This is a genomic window from Microbacterium aurantiacum (genome assembly GCF_031625015.1).
In the GTDB taxonomy this organism is placed as follows: Bacteria; Actinomycetota; Actinomycetes; order Actinomycetales; family Microbacteriaceae; genus Microbacterium; species Microbacterium aurantiacum.
Window position 1 is genome coordinate 484791 of the sequence record NZ_JAHWXH010000001.1, and the last position, 13423, is coordinate 498213.

Here is a 13423-nt window from a genome sequence, read left to right on the forward strand (position 1 = left end):
ATTACTTGACGGTGCCGCCGGCGGCGACGATCTTCTGCTCCGCGGAGCCCGAGACCTTGTCGACGGACACGTTCAGCGCCACGTCGATGTCGCCGGTGCCGAGCACCTTGACCTTCTCGTTCTTGCGCACCGCACCCTTGGCCACGAGGTCGGTGACGGTGACGTCTCCGCCCTTCGGGTAGAGCTCGGCGAGCTTCTCGAGGTTGACCACCTGGTATTCCACGCGGAACGGGTTCTTGAACCCGCGCAGCTTCGGGGTGCGCATGTGCAGCGGCATCTGCCCACCCTCGAACCCGACCTTGACCTGGTAGCGGGCCTTCTGGCCCTTGGTGCCACGACCGGCGGTCTTACCCTTCGACCCCTCACCGCGACCCACGCGGGTCTTGGCGGTGTGGGCACCCGGGACGGGACGCAGGTGGTGGACCTTCAGGACGCCGGGACGCGATGCCGCGACATCCTTCTTCGCCTCCGCCTTGGCGGGGGCCTTCTTGGCTGCCGGCTTCTTGGCGGCGGCCTTCTTGGGCTCGGTCGCCTCGACGACGTCGTCCTTCTTCTCAGCCTTGTCGGCCATCAGTCGATCTCCTCAACCTTCACGAGGTGCGCGACGGTCTTGATGTACCCGCGCGTCTGCGCGTCATCGGGGCGGACGACGGAGTCGTTGATCCGCTTCAGACCGAGCGAACGCAGCGTGTCACGCTGGTTCTGCTTCTCGCTCACCTTGGACTTGACCTGGGTCACCTTCAGGCGCGCGGCCATCAGACACCTGCCTTCGCGGACGCCGTGGCCTCGGCCTCGGCACGGACGAGACGGGCGGGGGCGACCTGGTCGAACTCGAGACCGCGACGCGCGGCGACCGCACGGGGCTCCTCGAGCTGCTTCAGGGCCTCCACCGTCGCGTGGACGATGTTGATCGTGTTCGACGAACCGAGCGACTTCGACAGCACGTCGTGGATACCGGCGCACTCGAGCACGGCGCGCACGGGACCACCCGCGATGACACCGGTTCCGGCGGCAGCCGGACGCAGCAGCACGACACCGGCAGCGGCCTCACCCTGCACGGGGTGCGGGATCGAGGAACCGGTGCGCGGGACGCGGAAGAAGTTGCGCTTGGCCTCTTCGACACCCTTCGAGATCGCCAGGGGGACCTCACGGGCCTTGCCGTAGCCGACACCCACCACGCCGTTGCCGTCGCCGACGACCACGAGCGCGGTGAAGCTGAACCGACGGCCACCCTTGACGACCTTCGAGACGCGGTTGATGGTCACGACGCGCTCGAGGAACTGGCTCTCGTTGCGGTCACGGCCACCGCGGTCGCGGTTGGGGTTGCGCTCGCGACCACCGCGGCGCGGCTCGCGCTCGGCGGGCGCATCGGCGGCGGGCGCCGCTGCCTGCTCGGTAGCGGTCACTTCGTTCTCCACCTTCTGGTTGTTCACTGCATCGCTCACAGGTTCAGACCTCCCTCACGGGCACCGTCCGCGATCGCCGCGACACGACCGGCGTAGCGGTTGCCACCACGGTCGAACACGACGTCGGAGACGCCGGCGGCCTTCGCGCGCTCGGCGAGGAGCTCGCCGACCTTGCGGGCCTTGGCGGTCTTGTCACCGTCGAAGCCGCGCAGGTCGGTCTCGAGGGTGGAGGCGCTGGCCACGGTGTGACCCTTGGAGTCGTCGACGATCTGCACGAAGACGTGACGTGCGGAACGCGTGACGACCAGACGGGGCCGCTCGGCAGAGCCGACGATCTTCTTGCGCAGGCGGGCGTGACGACGCGAACGCGCCTGAGACTTTGTCTTGACAGCCATCGTTACTTACCACTCTTTCCGGCCTTGCGACGCACGACCTCGCCGGCGTACCGCACACCCTTGCCCTTGTACGGCTCGGGCTTGCGGATCTTGCGGATGTTCGCAGCCGCCTCACCGACGGCCTGCTTGTCGATCCCGCTCACGGTGAGCTTGTTGTTGCCCTCCACCGTGAGGGTGATCCCGGCCGGCGGCTCGATCAGGACGGGGTGCGAGAAGCCGAGGGCGAACTCGACCGAGCTGCCCTTCTGAGCGACGCGGTACCCGGTGCCGACGACCTCGAGGCCCTTGGTGTAGCCCTGGGTCACGCCGACGATGTTGTTGTTGATGAGGGTGCGGGTCAGGCCGTGGAGCGACCGCGACTCGCGCTCGTCGTCGGGGCGGGTGACGAGCACCTGTCCCTCGTCGACGGAGACCTCGATGGGGCTGGCGACGGAGAGCTTGAGCTCGCCCTTCGGGCCCTTGACGGAGACCTCGCGGCCGGCGACCTCGACGGTCACGCCCGCGGGGATGTCGATGGGAAGACGTCCGATTCGCGACATGTCAGATCACCACACGTAGGCGAGGACTTCCCCACCCACGCCCTTCTGCTCGGCCTGACGGTCCGTGAGGAGACCGGAGGAGGTGGACAGGATCGCGACGCCGAGGCCACCGAGGACGGTGGGGATCTCGGTCGACTTCGCGTAGACGCGGAGTCCGGGCTTGGACACGCGCTTGATGCCGGCGATCGACCGCTCGCGGTTCGGGCCGTACTTCAGGTCGAGCGTGAGGGTCTGGCCGACGCGCGCGTCCTCGACGCGCCAGCCGGCGATGTAGCCCTCCTGCTTGAGGATGTCGGCGATGTGGGTCTTGAGCTTCGAGCTCGGCAGCGACACGGTGTCGTGGTGCGCCGAGTTCGCGTTGCGCAGACGGGTCAGCATGTCTGCGACCGGGTCTGTCATCGTCATGGATAGCTTCTTTCGTTCATGAGGTTTCGCCGCGCCGTTCCACGACGGGCGACCTTCCATGGGTGCCCCCGAGCCCCGGGGGCGGGGGTTCTCAGGCCTGGGCGTCTTCCGAGCGGAAGGGGAAGCCCAGGTGACGCAGCAGCGCCCGACCCTCGGCATCCGTCTTCGCCGTGGTGACGATCGTGATGTCGAAGCCGCGCACGCGGTCGATCTTGTCCTGGTCGATCTCGTGGAAGACCGACTGCTCCTGGAGACCGAAGGTGTAGTTGCCGTTGCCGTCGAACTGGTCGCCCGACAGACCGCGGAAGTCGCGGATGCGGGGCAGCGCCAGGTTGACGAGGCGGTCGACGAACTCCCACGCGCGGTCACCGCGAAGGGTGACGTGCGCGCCGATGGCCTGACCCTCGCGCAGCTTGAACTGCGCGATGGACTTGCGGGCCTTGGTGACGATCGGCTTCTGACCGGTGATCTTGGTGAGGTCGTCGACCGCACCATCGATCACCTTGCTGTCACGAGCGGCCTCGCCGACACCGGTGTTTACGACGACCTTGACCAGGCCCGGGATCTGCATGACGTTGGCGTAGCCGAACTCGTCCTGCAGAGCCTTCTTGATCTCGGAGTTGTACTTCTGCTTGAGGCGGGGCTGGGTCTTGCCAGCCGCCGCGGCAGTCGCGGTGTTGCTCATCAGAGGTCCTTGCCTGACTTCTTCGCGTAGCGGACGCGCACGGTGCGCTTCACGCCGTCCTTCGTCTGCTCCTCGACCCGGTGGCCGACACGGGTCGGCTTCTTGGTCGAGGGGTCGACGACGGCGACGTTGGAGATGTGGATCGGGGCTTCCATCGTCTCGATGCCGCCCGTCTTCGTTCCACGCTGGCTCTGGCCGACGCGGTTGTGCTTCGTGACGTAGTTGACGCCCTCGACGATCACGCGGTTCTGCTCGACGAGGACCTCGAGGACCTTGCCCTGCTTGCCGCGGTCGCCGCCCTTGTCCTGCTTCTTGCCAGTGATGACCTGAACGAGGTCACCCTTCTTGATCTTGGCCATGCGGTCAGATCACCTCCGGGGCGAGCGAGACGATCTTCATGAACTTCTTGTCGCGAAGCTCACGACCGACCGGTCCGAAGATGCGGGTGCCGCGGGGCTCCCCGTCGCTCTTCAGGATGACGGCGGCGTTCTCGTCGAACTTGATGTAGGAACCGTCGGGACGACGGGTCTGCTTGACGGTGCGGACGATGACGGCCTTGACCACGTCGCCCTTCTTGACGTTTCCGCCGGGGATCGCGTCCTTGACCGTGGCGACGATGATGTCGCCCAGGCCCGCGTAGCGCCGGGCGGAGCCGCCGAGCACACGGATGGTGAGCAGCTCCTTGGCGCCGGTGTTGTCGGCGACCTTGAGGCGGGATTCATTCTGAATCATGGGTTACTTCGCCTTCTCGATGATCTCCACCAGGCGCCAGCGCTTGGTGGCGCTGAGCGGGCGGGTCTCGTTGATGAGGACGAGGTCGCCGATGCCGGCGGTGTTGCCCTCGTCGTGCGCCTTGACCTTCGACGTGCGGCGGATGACCTTGCCGTACAGCGGGTGCTTCACGCGGTCTTCGACCTCGACGACGATCGTCTTGTCCATCTTGTCGCTGACGACGTACCCACGACGGGACTTGCGGTACCCGCGGGCGTCCGCATCGCGGACATCGTGCTCAGCGTGCTCGTGACCGGGCTCGACGGCCTGGTCTGCCTTCTTGGCGGTGGCCATCACTCAGCCCCCTCTTCCTTGGTGGCCTCGGCGGAGTCCGCCTTGCTGGCCTTGGTCTTCTTGGCCTTCGTCTTGGTCTCCACGGGCGCGGGAGTGGCACGGATGCCGAGCTCGCGCTCACGGATCACGGTGTAGAGCCGCGCGATGTCGCGCTTGACGGCGCGGATGCGACCGTGGCTCTCCAGCTGGCCGGTGGCCGACTGGAAGCGCAGGTTGAACAGCTCTTCCTTGGCCTTGCGCAGCTCCTCGACGAGGCGCTGGTCTTCGAACGTGTCGAGCTCGCTCGGTGCGAGCGTCTTGGTGCCGATCGCCATTACGCGTCGCCCTCCTCGCGCTTGATGATGCGTGCCTTCAGCGGCAGCTTGTGGATGGCACGGGTCAGGGCCTCGCGAGCGAGTTCCTCGTTGACACCGGCGACCTCGAACAGGACGCGACCCGGCTTGACGTTTGCGACCCACCACTCCGGCGAACCCTTACCCGAACCCATGCGGGTTTCGGCGGGCTTCTTGGTCAGCGGGCGGTCGGGGTAGATGTTGATCCACACCTTTCCACCGCGCTTGATGTGACGGGTCATCGCGATACGTGCCGACTCGATCTGTCGGTTCGTCACGTACGCGGGGGTGAGGGCCTGGATGCCGAACTCGCCGAAGGAGACCTTCGTGCCACCGGTCGCCTGGCCGTCACGCTTGGGGTGATGCTGCTTGCGGTACTTGACCTTGCGGGGGATGAGCATTACGCCGACGCTCCTTCTGCCACGGGGGCCTCGTTGCGAGGACCACGGCGACGGTCGCCGCCACGGTCGTCACGACCGCGGGACTTCGGCGCGTTGGCCTGCTCGCGGGCGAGCTCCTTGTTGGTGAGGTCGCCCTTGTAGATCCACACCTTCACGCCGATGCGGCCGAAGGTCGTCTTGGCCTCGTAGAAGCCGTAGTCGATGTTCGCGCGCAGCGTGTGCAGGGGCACACGGCCTTCGCGGTAGAACTCCGACCGGCTCATCTCGGCGCCGCCGAGACGGCCCGAGACCTGGATGCGGACACCCTTGGCTCCGGCACGCTGGGCGCCCTGGAGGCCCTTGCGCATCGCGCGGCGGAACGCCACACGAGCGGAGAGCTGCTCGGCCACACCCTGCGCGACCAGCTGAGCGTCGGCCTCGGGGTTCTTGACCTCGAGGATGTTCAGCTGGATCTGCTTGCCGGTGAGCTTCTCGAGATCGGTGCGGATGCGCTCGGCCTCCGCACCGCGGCGGCCGATCACGATGCCGGGACGCGCGGTGTGGATGTCGACGCGGACGCGGTCACGCGTGCGCTCGATCTCGATGTTGCTGACGCCCGCGCGGTCGAGGTTCGACTGCAGGAGCTTGCGGATCTTGATGTCCTCGGCCACGTAGTCGGCGTAACGCTGGCCCGGCTTCGTCGAGTCGGAGAACCAGCGCGACACGTGGTCCGTGGTGATGCCGAGGCGGAAGCCGTACGGGTTTACCTTCTGGCCCATTACTTGCTCGCCTTCTTCGTGGATGCCGGAACCGTCTCGTCCACCTCGGGGGTGGACAGCACGACGGTGATGTGGCTGGTGCGCTTCTTGATCTGGAAGGCCCGACCCTGGGCGCGGGGCTGGAAACGCTTGAGCGTCGTGCCCTCGTCGACGTACGCGTTCTTCACGTACAGGTCGGACTCGTTCAGGTACTCGCCGTCCTTGTCGGCCTTGACGCGAGCGTTCGCGATGCCGGCGGCGACGAGCTTGTAGATGGGCTCGCTCGCACCCTGAGGCGCGAACTTGAGGATGGCCAGGGCCTCCTCGGCCTGCTTGCCCTTGATGAGGGCGACGACACGACGAGCCTTCTGAGGGGTCACGCGGATGTGTCGCACACGTGCGATGGACTCCACCATTTCTCTCTCCTCTTCGCACCGCCGCGTCAGCGGCGGCGGCCCTTCTTGTCGTCCTTCACGTGGCCGCGGAAGGTGCGGGTGGGCGCGAATTCGCCCAGTTTGTGGCCGACCATGGTCTCGGACACGAACACGGGGATGTGCTTGCGTCCGTCGTGCACGGCGATCGTGTGGCCGAGCATGGCCGGGACGATCATCGAGCGACGAGACCAGGTCTTGATGACGTTCTTGCTGCCGGCTTCGTTCTGCGAGACCACCTTGCGAAGCAGGTGCTCATCGACGAAGGGGCCCTTCTTAAGACTGCGAGGCATCTTCCTCTACTCCTACTTCCGCTTCTTGCCGGCGTTGCGACGACGGACGATGTACTTGTCGCTTTCCTTGTTCGCGTGACGGGTGCGGCCCTCGGCCTGGCCCCACGGCGAAACAGGGTGACGACCACCGGAGGTCTTACCCTCACCACCACCGTGCGGGTGGTCGACCGGGTTCATCGCGACACCGCGGACGGTCGGGCGGACGCCCTTCCAGCGCTTGCGGCCGGCCTTGCCCCAGTTGATGTTCGACTGCTCGGCGTTGCCGACCTCGCCGACGGTCGCGCGGCAGCGCGCGTCGACGTTGCGGATCTCACCCGAGGGCAGACGGAGCTGCGCGTAGGGGCCGTCCTTGGCGACGAGACGCACCGACGTACCGGCCGAGCGGGCGAGCTTCGCGCCGCCGCCCGGGCGCAGCTCGATGGCGTGCACGACGGTACCGGTGGGGATGTTCTTCAGCGGCAGGTTGTTGCCGGGCTTGATGTCAGCCGACGCGCCGGACTCGACGACGTCCCCCTGCGACAGCTTGTTCGGCGCCAGGATGTAGCGCTTCTCGCCGTCGAAGTAGTGCAGCAGCGCGATGCGCGCAGTGCGGTTGGGGTCGTACTCGATGTGCGCGACCTTGGCGTTGATGCCGTCCTTGTCATTGCGACGGAAGTCGATGACGCGGTACTGGCGCTTGTGCCCACCACCGATGTGGCGGGTCGTGATGCGGCCCTGGTTGTTGCGACCACCGGTCTTGCTCAGCGGGCGGAGGAGCGACTTCTCGGGCGTCGATCGGGTGATCTCGGCGAAGTCGGCCACCGACGAGCCGCGGCGACCCGGGGTCGTGGGCTTGTACTTGCGAATAGCCATGTTCTTGGTCCTCTGTTCCGCGGGGTCAGCCGACGGCCGTGAAGATGTCGATGGTGCCCGACTTCAGCGTCACGATGGCGCGCTTGGTGTCCTTGCGCTTGCCGGTGCCGAAGCGGGTGCGGCGTGCCTTGCCGACGCGGTTGATGGTGTTCACCGCGGCGACCTTCACACCGAAGATCTTCTCGATGGCGAGCTTGATCTCGGTCTTGGAGGCACGGGGGTCCACGAGGAAGGTGTACTTGCCTTCGTCGATGAGCGAGTAGCTCTTCTCGGACACCACCGGCTTCAGGATGATGTCGCGCGGGTCCTTGTTGCCCGCGGTCTGCAGAACGTTGTCGGCGCTCATGCGGAGACCTCCTCGGTCGCCGTCTTGGACGCGACGAAGGCGTCGTAGGCGGACTTGGTGAAGACGATGTCGTCGGAGACGAGCACGTCGTAGGCGTTGAGCTGGTCGAAGGTGAGCACGTGCACGTACGCGAGGTTGCGCAGGCTCAGCACGCTGATCTCGTCCGTGCGGTCGATGACCACAAGGACCTTCTTGACGGCGCCGAGGCCGGACAGCACGGCGGCGGCAGCCTTCGTCGAGGGCGCGCCCTCGATGCCGAAGGAGTCGACGATGTGCAGACGCTGGCCGCGCGCGCGATCGCTGAGCGCACCCGCGAGGGCGGCGGCGATCATCTTCTTGGGGGTGCGCTGGCCGTAGTCACGGGGCTTCGGGCCGTGGACGATGCCACCACCGGTCATGTGCGGCGCGCGGATCGAGCCCTGACGGGCGTTACCCGTGCCCTTCTGCTTGAAGGGCTTGCGGCCGGCACCGGAGACCTCACCGCGACGCTTGGTCGAGTGCGTTCCCTGGCGGGCGGCGGCGCGCTGGGCGACGACGACCTGGTGGATGAGGGGGATGTTCGTCTTGACGTCGAACAGCGCGGCGGGCAGGTTCACGGAACCGGCCTTCTTGCCGTCGGTGGTGACGACGTCGAGCGCGAGCGTGGAGTCAGCCATGGTCAGGCACCCTTCACTGCGTTGCGGACGTAGACGATGCGGCCGCGCGCACCGGGGACGGCGCCCTTGACGAGCAGCAGACCCTTCTCGGCGTCGACGGCGTGCACCGTGAGGTTGAGGACGGTCACGCGCTCGCCACCCATACGGCCGGCCATGCGCATGCCCTTGAAGACGCGGCTCGGCGTCGACGAGGCGCCGATCGAGCCGGGCTTGCGGTGGTTGCGGTGCGCACCGTGCGAGGCGGAGACGCCCTTGAAGTTGTGGCGCTTCATGACACCCGCGGTGCCCTTGCCCTTGCTGGTGCCGACGACGTCGACCAGCTGGCCGGCCTCGAAGACGCCCTCCGCGGTGAGCTCCTGACCGAGTGAGTAGTCAGCGGCATCCGCGGTACGGATCTCGGTGAGGTGGCGACGCGGGGTGACGCCGGCGGCCTCGAAGTGGGCCGTGAGGGGCTTGTTCACCTTGCGGGGGTCGATCTGCCCGTAGGCGATCTGCACGGCGTTGTAGCCGTCGTTCTCCGGGGTGCGCACCTGGGTGACCACGTTGGGGGCCACCTCGATGACGGTGACGGGAACGAGCTTGCCGTTCTCGTCCCAGACCTGGGTCATGCCGAGCTTGGTGCCGAGCAGGCCCTTGGAAACCTTTTCGTTGATGTGTGCCATGTCGATCGCCTCAGAGCTTGATCTCGATGTTGACATCGGCGGGCAGGTCGAGACGCATCAGCGAGTCGACGGCCTTGGGCGTCGGGTCGATGATGTCGATGAGGCGCTTGTGGGTGCGCATCTCGAAGTGCTCGCGGCTGTCCTTGTACTTGTGGGGCGACCGGATGACGCACACGACGTTCTTCTCGGTCGGCAGGGGCACGGGGCCCACCACGGTTGCGCCCGCACGGGTCACGGTGTCGACGATCTTGCGGGCCGACGAGTCGAGGCCGGCGTGATCGTACGACTTCAGGCGAATGCGGATCTTCTGTCCCGCCATTGTCTGCTCACTCTCTTTCCGCGTCATACCTCGAGGGCATTGGACGCACGATGGCGCTTTCGCGCCAGGGCACTTCTGCACCGCTTGCGCAGTGCGTTGCTGCACCGCTGTTCTGATGTCAATCCGGATGCCGCGCCGAAGCGCCGCATGTCCCGGCATCCGTTCCCGCCCGCGCACGATCGCAGGGCGTTCGTGAGGGGGGTGTGGATGTGGTGGTTCTGCTGCCCGCGGCCTAGGACCTTGCGCGAGACCCCGGAGGAGTCGTGCGCCGCCTATGCACTGCCCTGGCAGTGATCCGAGACGCGCCAGTGGGCACCCCGGAATGTGGAACCTCACTAGTCTACGTGCGGCCCGGGCGTGTCGCAAACTCGGGCGTGTCGCCTCGGCGTGTCGTCCGATCCGACGACGAAGGGCCCGGTTCGCACCGGACCCTTCGTGCTCGGAACGGGCGTCTACTCGTTCCCGATCGCCTTGTCGGCGGCGTCTCGCGCGTTGTCGACGTGCTCGTGCACGCTCTCGGGAGCGACCTTCTTGACGAACTCGGCCGCGGCGCCCAGAACCGAGTCCGAGACCTCCTCGGCCTTGTCGGATTTCACCGCCTCCTGGATCTTGTCCTTGTTCTGCTCCAGGAATTGCTTGCCCTGGTTGACCAGGTCGTCGATGGCCATGGATTCTCCTTCGGATCCGTGCGCGACGCCCGCGCTCGCTGGGATCATTGTGGCGGTGCGGATGGGCCGGGGGAAGAGCCGGCGTCGAACTCGCCCGGTCGCCGACCTGCGTGTCGCGCGCCCGATAGGTGAGGACCTCGCCGAAGACCTCGACGGTGAAGGTGTCCGCGACCACCACGCGATCGAGATTCGTGAACAGCTCCGCCGAGGCGAGCCCCCGGTGCGCGGTGAGGACCGCATGCGTCCCCGTCCCCCCGATCGGGAGCGCCGTCCCCTCGAGGTGGCCGACACCGCGCTCGAGGACGTCTTCGGTGGTGCCGTGATAAACCGGCAGGTCCACGTCGATCGCCGGGATGCGCACGCGTGCCATGAGTCCGTCGTCATCGGCGGCGAGCAGATCGTCGTACCCCGCACCGGCCTCGTCGGACTGCGGGATGCGCTCGTCGGGGTCGAGGAACGCCCCCCCCGGTGAGAGCGGCGTTGTAGTCGGAGGCGCGGGCGAGTTCGGTGGCGAGGGCGTCGGGTCCGGCGATCTCGACCTCGTGCGCGTAGTCGTCGATGCGGAGGGACTGCTGGTATTGCGACATCCAGGCAGCCGCTGCCGGATACAGCAGCACCCCGACCCCGAGGAAGCACACGACCGCGATGACGAGCGGGACGACCGGCAGACGCCACCGCGCGCGACGGGCACGTCGGGTCGGCGGCGGATCGGCCGGAGCCTCGGGGCGGGCGGTGGTGAGCGACATCGGGGAGTCCTTCATCGGGGACGTGGTACTCCGTGGCGGGGGCTCAGAGCCCCCGCCACGGAGAGCGGGTCGTGCGTCAGACGCGCACGCGGCGGCGGGCGATCACGACCGCCGCGCCGGCGGCCATCAGCACGAGGGCGGCTCCGCCGATGCCGAACATCACGGCTCCGTCACCACCGGTGAGGGGCAGGATCGGCGCTCGAGGTGATCTGCGTCCCACCGTTGGAGGTGTTGCTCGTCATCGGCACCGTGATGGCGGCGTCAGCGGCGACCGCCGTCGTGACACCGACGAGGTACTGGCGCGCCGTCGGCCCCTGGTAGCTGCCCAGGAGGAGCTGGGGGTTGGCGTAGGTCCTGGCCGCGTCGGATCCGGCAACGGGGGCCTCCTCGACCACCCAGAAGCGCTTGCCCTTGTTGGCGCCGCCGGCGTCGGGAATCGTGATCGTGCAAGCACCGCCCGCGGTGATGGTGCAGGTGTAGTTCGTGGAGGCCTGCGGTCCCGCGCCGTAGGAGGTGAACGTCCACAGGCGGAAGCTCGCGCCCACCGTGCCCGTGTAGTCCGTGCCGATGGTCTGACCGATGGTGCCGGCGAGCGTCGTCGAGTTGGCGAGCGCGCGCTTGCGGACGGTGACGCTCATCGAGGAGGTCGACACGGTCATCGGCGCGACGGTCTGCGTGGTGACGCCGGAGGACCGGACGGCGCGCGTCGGCGCCGTCCGCGTCGGCCGTCGACTCCGGTGTCGCGAGCGGCGACTCGGGCACGGTCGGCGCGGGCGCCTCGGTGGCGGTCGACGTCGGCGTCGAAGTCTCGGTCGGCGTAGGCGTGGCGTCGCCCGCGGCGATCGCCGGCGCGGCGCCGACGACGACGAGCGCCGCGACCACCGCCCCGGCGATCGTCGTGAGCGCGATGTGCGCCGCCGTGCGGCGGCGCGCCATCGAGCGTCGTTTTTCGGCGCGCGAAGCACCAGTATCCTGCGCCTCTCGGGTGTGCGACGCAGGTCCGTTCAGGGATCACCATGCGGCCCCATCCCGCAAGGCCTTCGGGTGGCTTCGCGGGTCCGCATCGCGGTGATCCATCGGGAACGCTACCGGAGTTTCGGACCTCGTATCCGAAGGTCGCCGGTGCTCTTCACCCAAGGATCTCTCAGTTCTTCACGGACCGTGAGACCGATCCCATCTTCGACGTGCTCCGTGCACGACGAAGGCCCCCGGGTGTTCCCCGGGGGCCTTCGTGCGGAACGGATCCTTACTTGAGGATCTTCGTGACCGTGCCGGCGCCGACGGTGCGGCCACCCTCACGGATGGCGAAGCCGAGGCCGTCTTCCATGGCGATGGGCTGGATCAGCTCGACCGTCATGTCGGTGGTGTCGCCGGGCATGACCATCTCGGTGCCCTCGGGCAGCGAGATGACGCCGGTAACGTCGGTGGTGCGGAAGTAGAACTGCGGGCGGTAGTTCGTGAAGAACGGGTTGTGGCGACCACCCTCCTCCTTGGACAGGATGTACGCCGTGCCCTCGAAGTTGGTGTGCGGGGTGACCGAACCGGGCTTCACGACGACCTGGCCGCGCTCGACGTCGTCGCGCTTGAGACCACGAAGGAGCAGACCACAGTTCTCGCCGGCCCACGCCTCGTCGAGCTGCTTGTGGAACATCTCGATACCGGTGACCGTGGTCTTCTGCGTCGGGCGGATGCCGACGATCTCGACCTCGGAGTTGATGGCGAGGGTTCCACGCTCGGCGCGGCCGGTGACGACGGTGCCACGACCGGTGATCGTGAAGACGTCCTCGATGGGCATGAGGAACGGCTTGTCCTTGTCACGCACCGGGTCCGGGATGGACTCGTCCGCGGCGTCCATGAGGTCCAGGATCGACTGAACCCACTTCTCGTCGCCCTCGAGGGCCTTCAGGCCCGAGACGCGGATGACCGGAGCGTCGTCGCCGGGGAAGCCCTGGCTGGACAGCAGCTCGCGGACCTCGAGCTCGACGAGCTCCAGGATCTCCTCGTCGTCGACCATGTCGGCCTTGTTCAGCGCGACCATCAGGTACGGCACGCCGACCTGCTTGGCGAGCAGAACGTGCTCACGCGTCTGAGCCATCGGACCGTCGGTGGCGGCGACCACGAGGATCGCGCCGTCCATCTGAGCGGCACCGGTGATCATGTTCTTGATGTAGTCGGCGTGGCCCGGGGCGTCGACGTGCGCGTAGTGACGCTTCGGGGTCTCGTACTCGACGTGCGAGATGTTGATCGTGATGCCGCGCTGGCGCTCCTCAGGAGCCGAGTCGATCGACGCGAAGTCACGCTGCACGTTGGTGGCCGACGGGAACTTGTCGGCGAGCACCTTCGAGATAGCTGCGGTGAGCGTGGTCTTGCCGTGGTCGACGTGACCGATCGTTCCGATGTTGACGTGCGGCTTGGTCCGCTCGAACTTGGCCTTAGCCACTGGGTCCTCCTAGGACAGTCGTGTAGATGCTCCGGGCACTGGATT

Annotated in this window: 25 protein-coding genes and 1 pseudogene; all 26 read right to left on the reverse strand. The window is 67.3% G+C overall.

From position 1 onward, the window contains the following. Window position 1 precedes the first annotated feature (1 nt). Window positions 2-571 carry a 50S ribosomal protein L15 gene (gene rplO / locus KZC50_RS02235; RefSeq protein ID WP_301132087.1) on the reverse strand — a complete coding sequence of 190 codons (570 nt, stop codon included), beginning with the start codon at window positions 569-571 and terminating at the stop codon, window positions 2-4. Continuing rightward, window positions 571-756, reverse strand: coding sequence for a 50S ribosomal protein L30 (rpmD, locus tag KZC50_RS02240; RefSeq protein ID WP_020098644.1), 186 nt, complete (start codon window positions 754-756; stop codon window positions 571-573). Before rpmD ends, rplO begins: the two co-directional genes overlap by 1 nt. Then, window positions 756-1445: a 30S ribosomal protein S5 gene (gene rpsE, locus KZC50_RS02245; RefSeq protein WP_082334510.1), complete on the reverse strand. Its 690-nt coding sequence runs from the start codon at window positions 1443-1445 to the stop codon at window positions 756-758. Before rpsE ends, rpmD begins: the two co-directional genes overlap by 1 nt. Continuing rightward, window positions 1442-1801 carry a 50S ribosomal protein L18 gene (gene rplR, locus KZC50_RS02250; RefSeq protein WP_053546362.1) on the reverse strand — a complete coding sequence of 120 codons (360 nt, stop codon included), beginning with the start codon at window positions 1799-1801 and terminating at the stop codon, window positions 1442-1444. Before rplR ends, rpsE begins: the two co-directional genes overlap by 4 nt. 2 nt (window positions 1802-1803) lie before the next feature. Beyond that, window positions 1804-2340: a 50S ribosomal protein L6 gene (gene rplF, locus KZC50_RS02255; RefSeq protein WP_053546363.1), complete on the reverse strand. Its 537-nt coding sequence runs from the start codon at window positions 2338-2340 to the stop codon at window positions 1804-1806. 6 nt (window positions 2341-2346) lie between these two features. After that, on the reverse strand, window positions 2347-2745 hold the full coding sequence (gene rpsH, locus KZC50_RS02260) for a 30S ribosomal protein S8 (protein ID WP_301132086.1): 399 nt from the start codon (window positions 2743-2745) through the stop codon (window positions 2347-2349). 91 nt (window positions 2746-2836) lie between these two features. Then, complete coding sequence (gene rplE, locus KZC50_RS02265; protein WP_053546365.1) at window positions 2837-3430, reverse strand: 50S ribosomal protein L5; 594 nt, start codon at window positions 3428-3430, stop codon at window positions 2837-2839. After that, window positions 3430-3789, reverse strand: a complete 360-nt coding sequence (gene rplX / locus KZC50_RS02270; protein WP_053546366.1) for a 50S ribosomal protein L24 — start codon at window positions 3787-3789, stop codon at window positions 3430-3432. The genes rplE and rplX overlap by 1 nt, the downstream gene beginning before the upstream one ends. Window positions 3790-3793: 4 nt before the next feature. Beyond that, window positions 3794-4162, reverse strand: a complete 369-nt coding sequence (gene rplN / locus KZC50_RS02275; RefSeq protein WP_053546367.1) for a 50S ribosomal protein L14 — start codon at window positions 4160-4162, stop codon at window positions 3794-3796. 3 nt (window positions 4163-4165) lie between these two features. Further along, window positions 4166-4495 (reverse strand): 30S ribosomal protein S17, encoded by a 330-nt coding sequence (gene rpsQ, locus KZC50_RS02280; RefSeq protein ID WP_053546368.1) that lies wholly within the window; start codon window positions 4493-4495, stop codon window positions 4166-4168. Continuing rightward, a complete protein-coding gene (gene rpmC, locus KZC50_RS02285; RefSeq protein ID WP_053546369.1) occupies window positions 4495-4809 on the reverse strand; it encodes a 50S ribosomal protein L29 in 315 nt (104 codons plus the stop codon). The genes rpsQ and rpmC overlap by 1 nt, the downstream gene beginning before the upstream one ends. Then, complete coding sequence (gene rplP / locus KZC50_RS02290) at window positions 4809-5228, reverse strand: 50S ribosomal protein L16 (protein WP_045275476.1); 420 nt, start codon at window positions 5226-5228, stop codon at window positions 4809-4811. The genes rpmC and rplP overlap by 1 nt, the downstream gene beginning before the upstream one ends. Further along, the gene (gene rpsC, locus KZC50_RS02295; RefSeq protein WP_053546370.1) at window positions 5228-5986 is read right to left on the reverse strand and encodes a 30S ribosomal protein S3; all 759 of its coding nucleotides are present in this window, start codon (window positions 5984-5986) and stop codon (window positions 5228-5230) included. Before rpsC ends, rplP begins: the two co-directional genes overlap by 1 nt. Next, entirely contained in the window at window positions 5986-6381 is a 396-nt protein-coding gene (rplV, locus tag KZC50_RS02300) for a 50S ribosomal protein L22 (protein WP_053546371.1), read from the reverse strand. Before rplV ends, rpsC begins: the two co-directional genes overlap by 1 nt. A gap of 26 nt (window positions 6382-6407) precedes the next feature. Next, complete coding sequence (gene rpsS / locus KZC50_RS02305; RefSeq protein ID WP_053546372.1) at window positions 6408-6689, reverse strand: 30S ribosomal protein S19; 282 nt, start codon at window positions 6687-6689, stop codon at window positions 6408-6410. 12 nt (window positions 6690-6701) lie between these two features. Beyond that, a complete protein-coding gene (gene rplB / locus KZC50_RS02310) occupies window positions 6702-7541 on the reverse strand; it encodes a 50S ribosomal protein L2 (protein ID WP_053546373.1) in 840 nt (279 codons plus the stop codon). A gap of 25 nt (window positions 7542-7566) precedes the next feature. After that, a complete protein-coding gene (gene rplW / locus KZC50_RS02315) occupies window positions 7567-7887 on the reverse strand; it encodes a 50S ribosomal protein L23 (protein WP_053546374.1) in 321 nt (106 codons plus the stop codon). Then, entirely contained in the window at window positions 7884-8543 is a 660-nt protein-coding gene (rplD, locus tag KZC50_RS02320) for a 50S ribosomal protein L4 (RefSeq protein ID WP_053546375.1), read from the reverse strand. The genes rplW and rplD overlap by 4 nt, the downstream gene beginning before the upstream one ends. A gap of 2 nt (window positions 8544-8545) precedes the next feature. Further along, complete coding sequence (gene rplC / locus KZC50_RS02325) at window positions 8546-9205, reverse strand: 50S ribosomal protein L3 (RefSeq protein ID WP_310890488.1); 660 nt, start codon at window positions 9203-9205, stop codon at window positions 8546-8548. Between the two features lie 10 nt (window positions 9206-9215). After that, window positions 9216-9524 (reverse strand): 30S ribosomal protein S10, encoded by a 309-nt coding sequence (gene rpsJ / locus KZC50_RS02330; RefSeq protein ID WP_013584016.1) that lies wholly within the window; start codon window positions 9522-9524, stop codon window positions 9216-9218. A 452-nt stretch (window positions 9525-9976) separates the two neighbouring features. Further along, window positions 9977-10192: an Rv0909 family putative TA system antitoxin gene (locus KZC50_RS02335; protein ID WP_301132084.1), complete on the reverse strand. Its 216-nt coding sequence runs from the start codon at window positions 10190-10192 to the stop codon at window positions 9977-9979. Between the two features lie 112 nt (window positions 10193-10304). Next, window positions 10305-10562, reverse strand: a pseudogene (locus KZC50_RS02340) (sortase); the annotation flags it as partial. Window positions 10563-10572: 10 nt separating this feature from the next. Beyond that, a complete protein-coding gene (locus KZC50_RS02345) occupies window positions 10573-10938 on the reverse strand; it encodes a hypothetical protein (protein WP_310890489.1) in 366 nt (121 codons plus the stop codon). Between the two features lie 76 nt (window positions 10939-11014). Continuing rightward, window positions 11015-11098 carry a hypothetical protein gene (locus tag KZC50_RS15660; RefSeq protein WP_375294580.1) on the reverse strand — a complete coding sequence of 28 codons (84 nt, stop codon included), beginning with the start codon at window positions 11096-11098 and terminating at the stop codon, window positions 11015-11017. A gap of 10 nt (window positions 11099-11108) precedes the next feature. Further along, window positions 11109-11597 carry a hypothetical protein gene (locus tag KZC50_RS02350; protein ID WP_310890490.1) on the reverse strand — a complete coding sequence of 163 codons (489 nt, stop codon included), beginning with the start codon at window positions 11595-11597 and terminating at the stop codon, window positions 11109-11111. Window positions 11598-12184: 587 nt separating this feature from the next. Beyond that, the gene (gene tuf / locus KZC50_RS02355; RefSeq protein ID WP_053546381.1) at window positions 12185-13378 is read right to left on the reverse strand and encodes an elongation factor Tu; all 1194 of its coding nucleotides are present in this window, start codon (window positions 13376-13378) and stop codon (window positions 12185-12187) included. Between the last annotated feature and the right edge of the window lie 45 nt (window positions 13379-13423).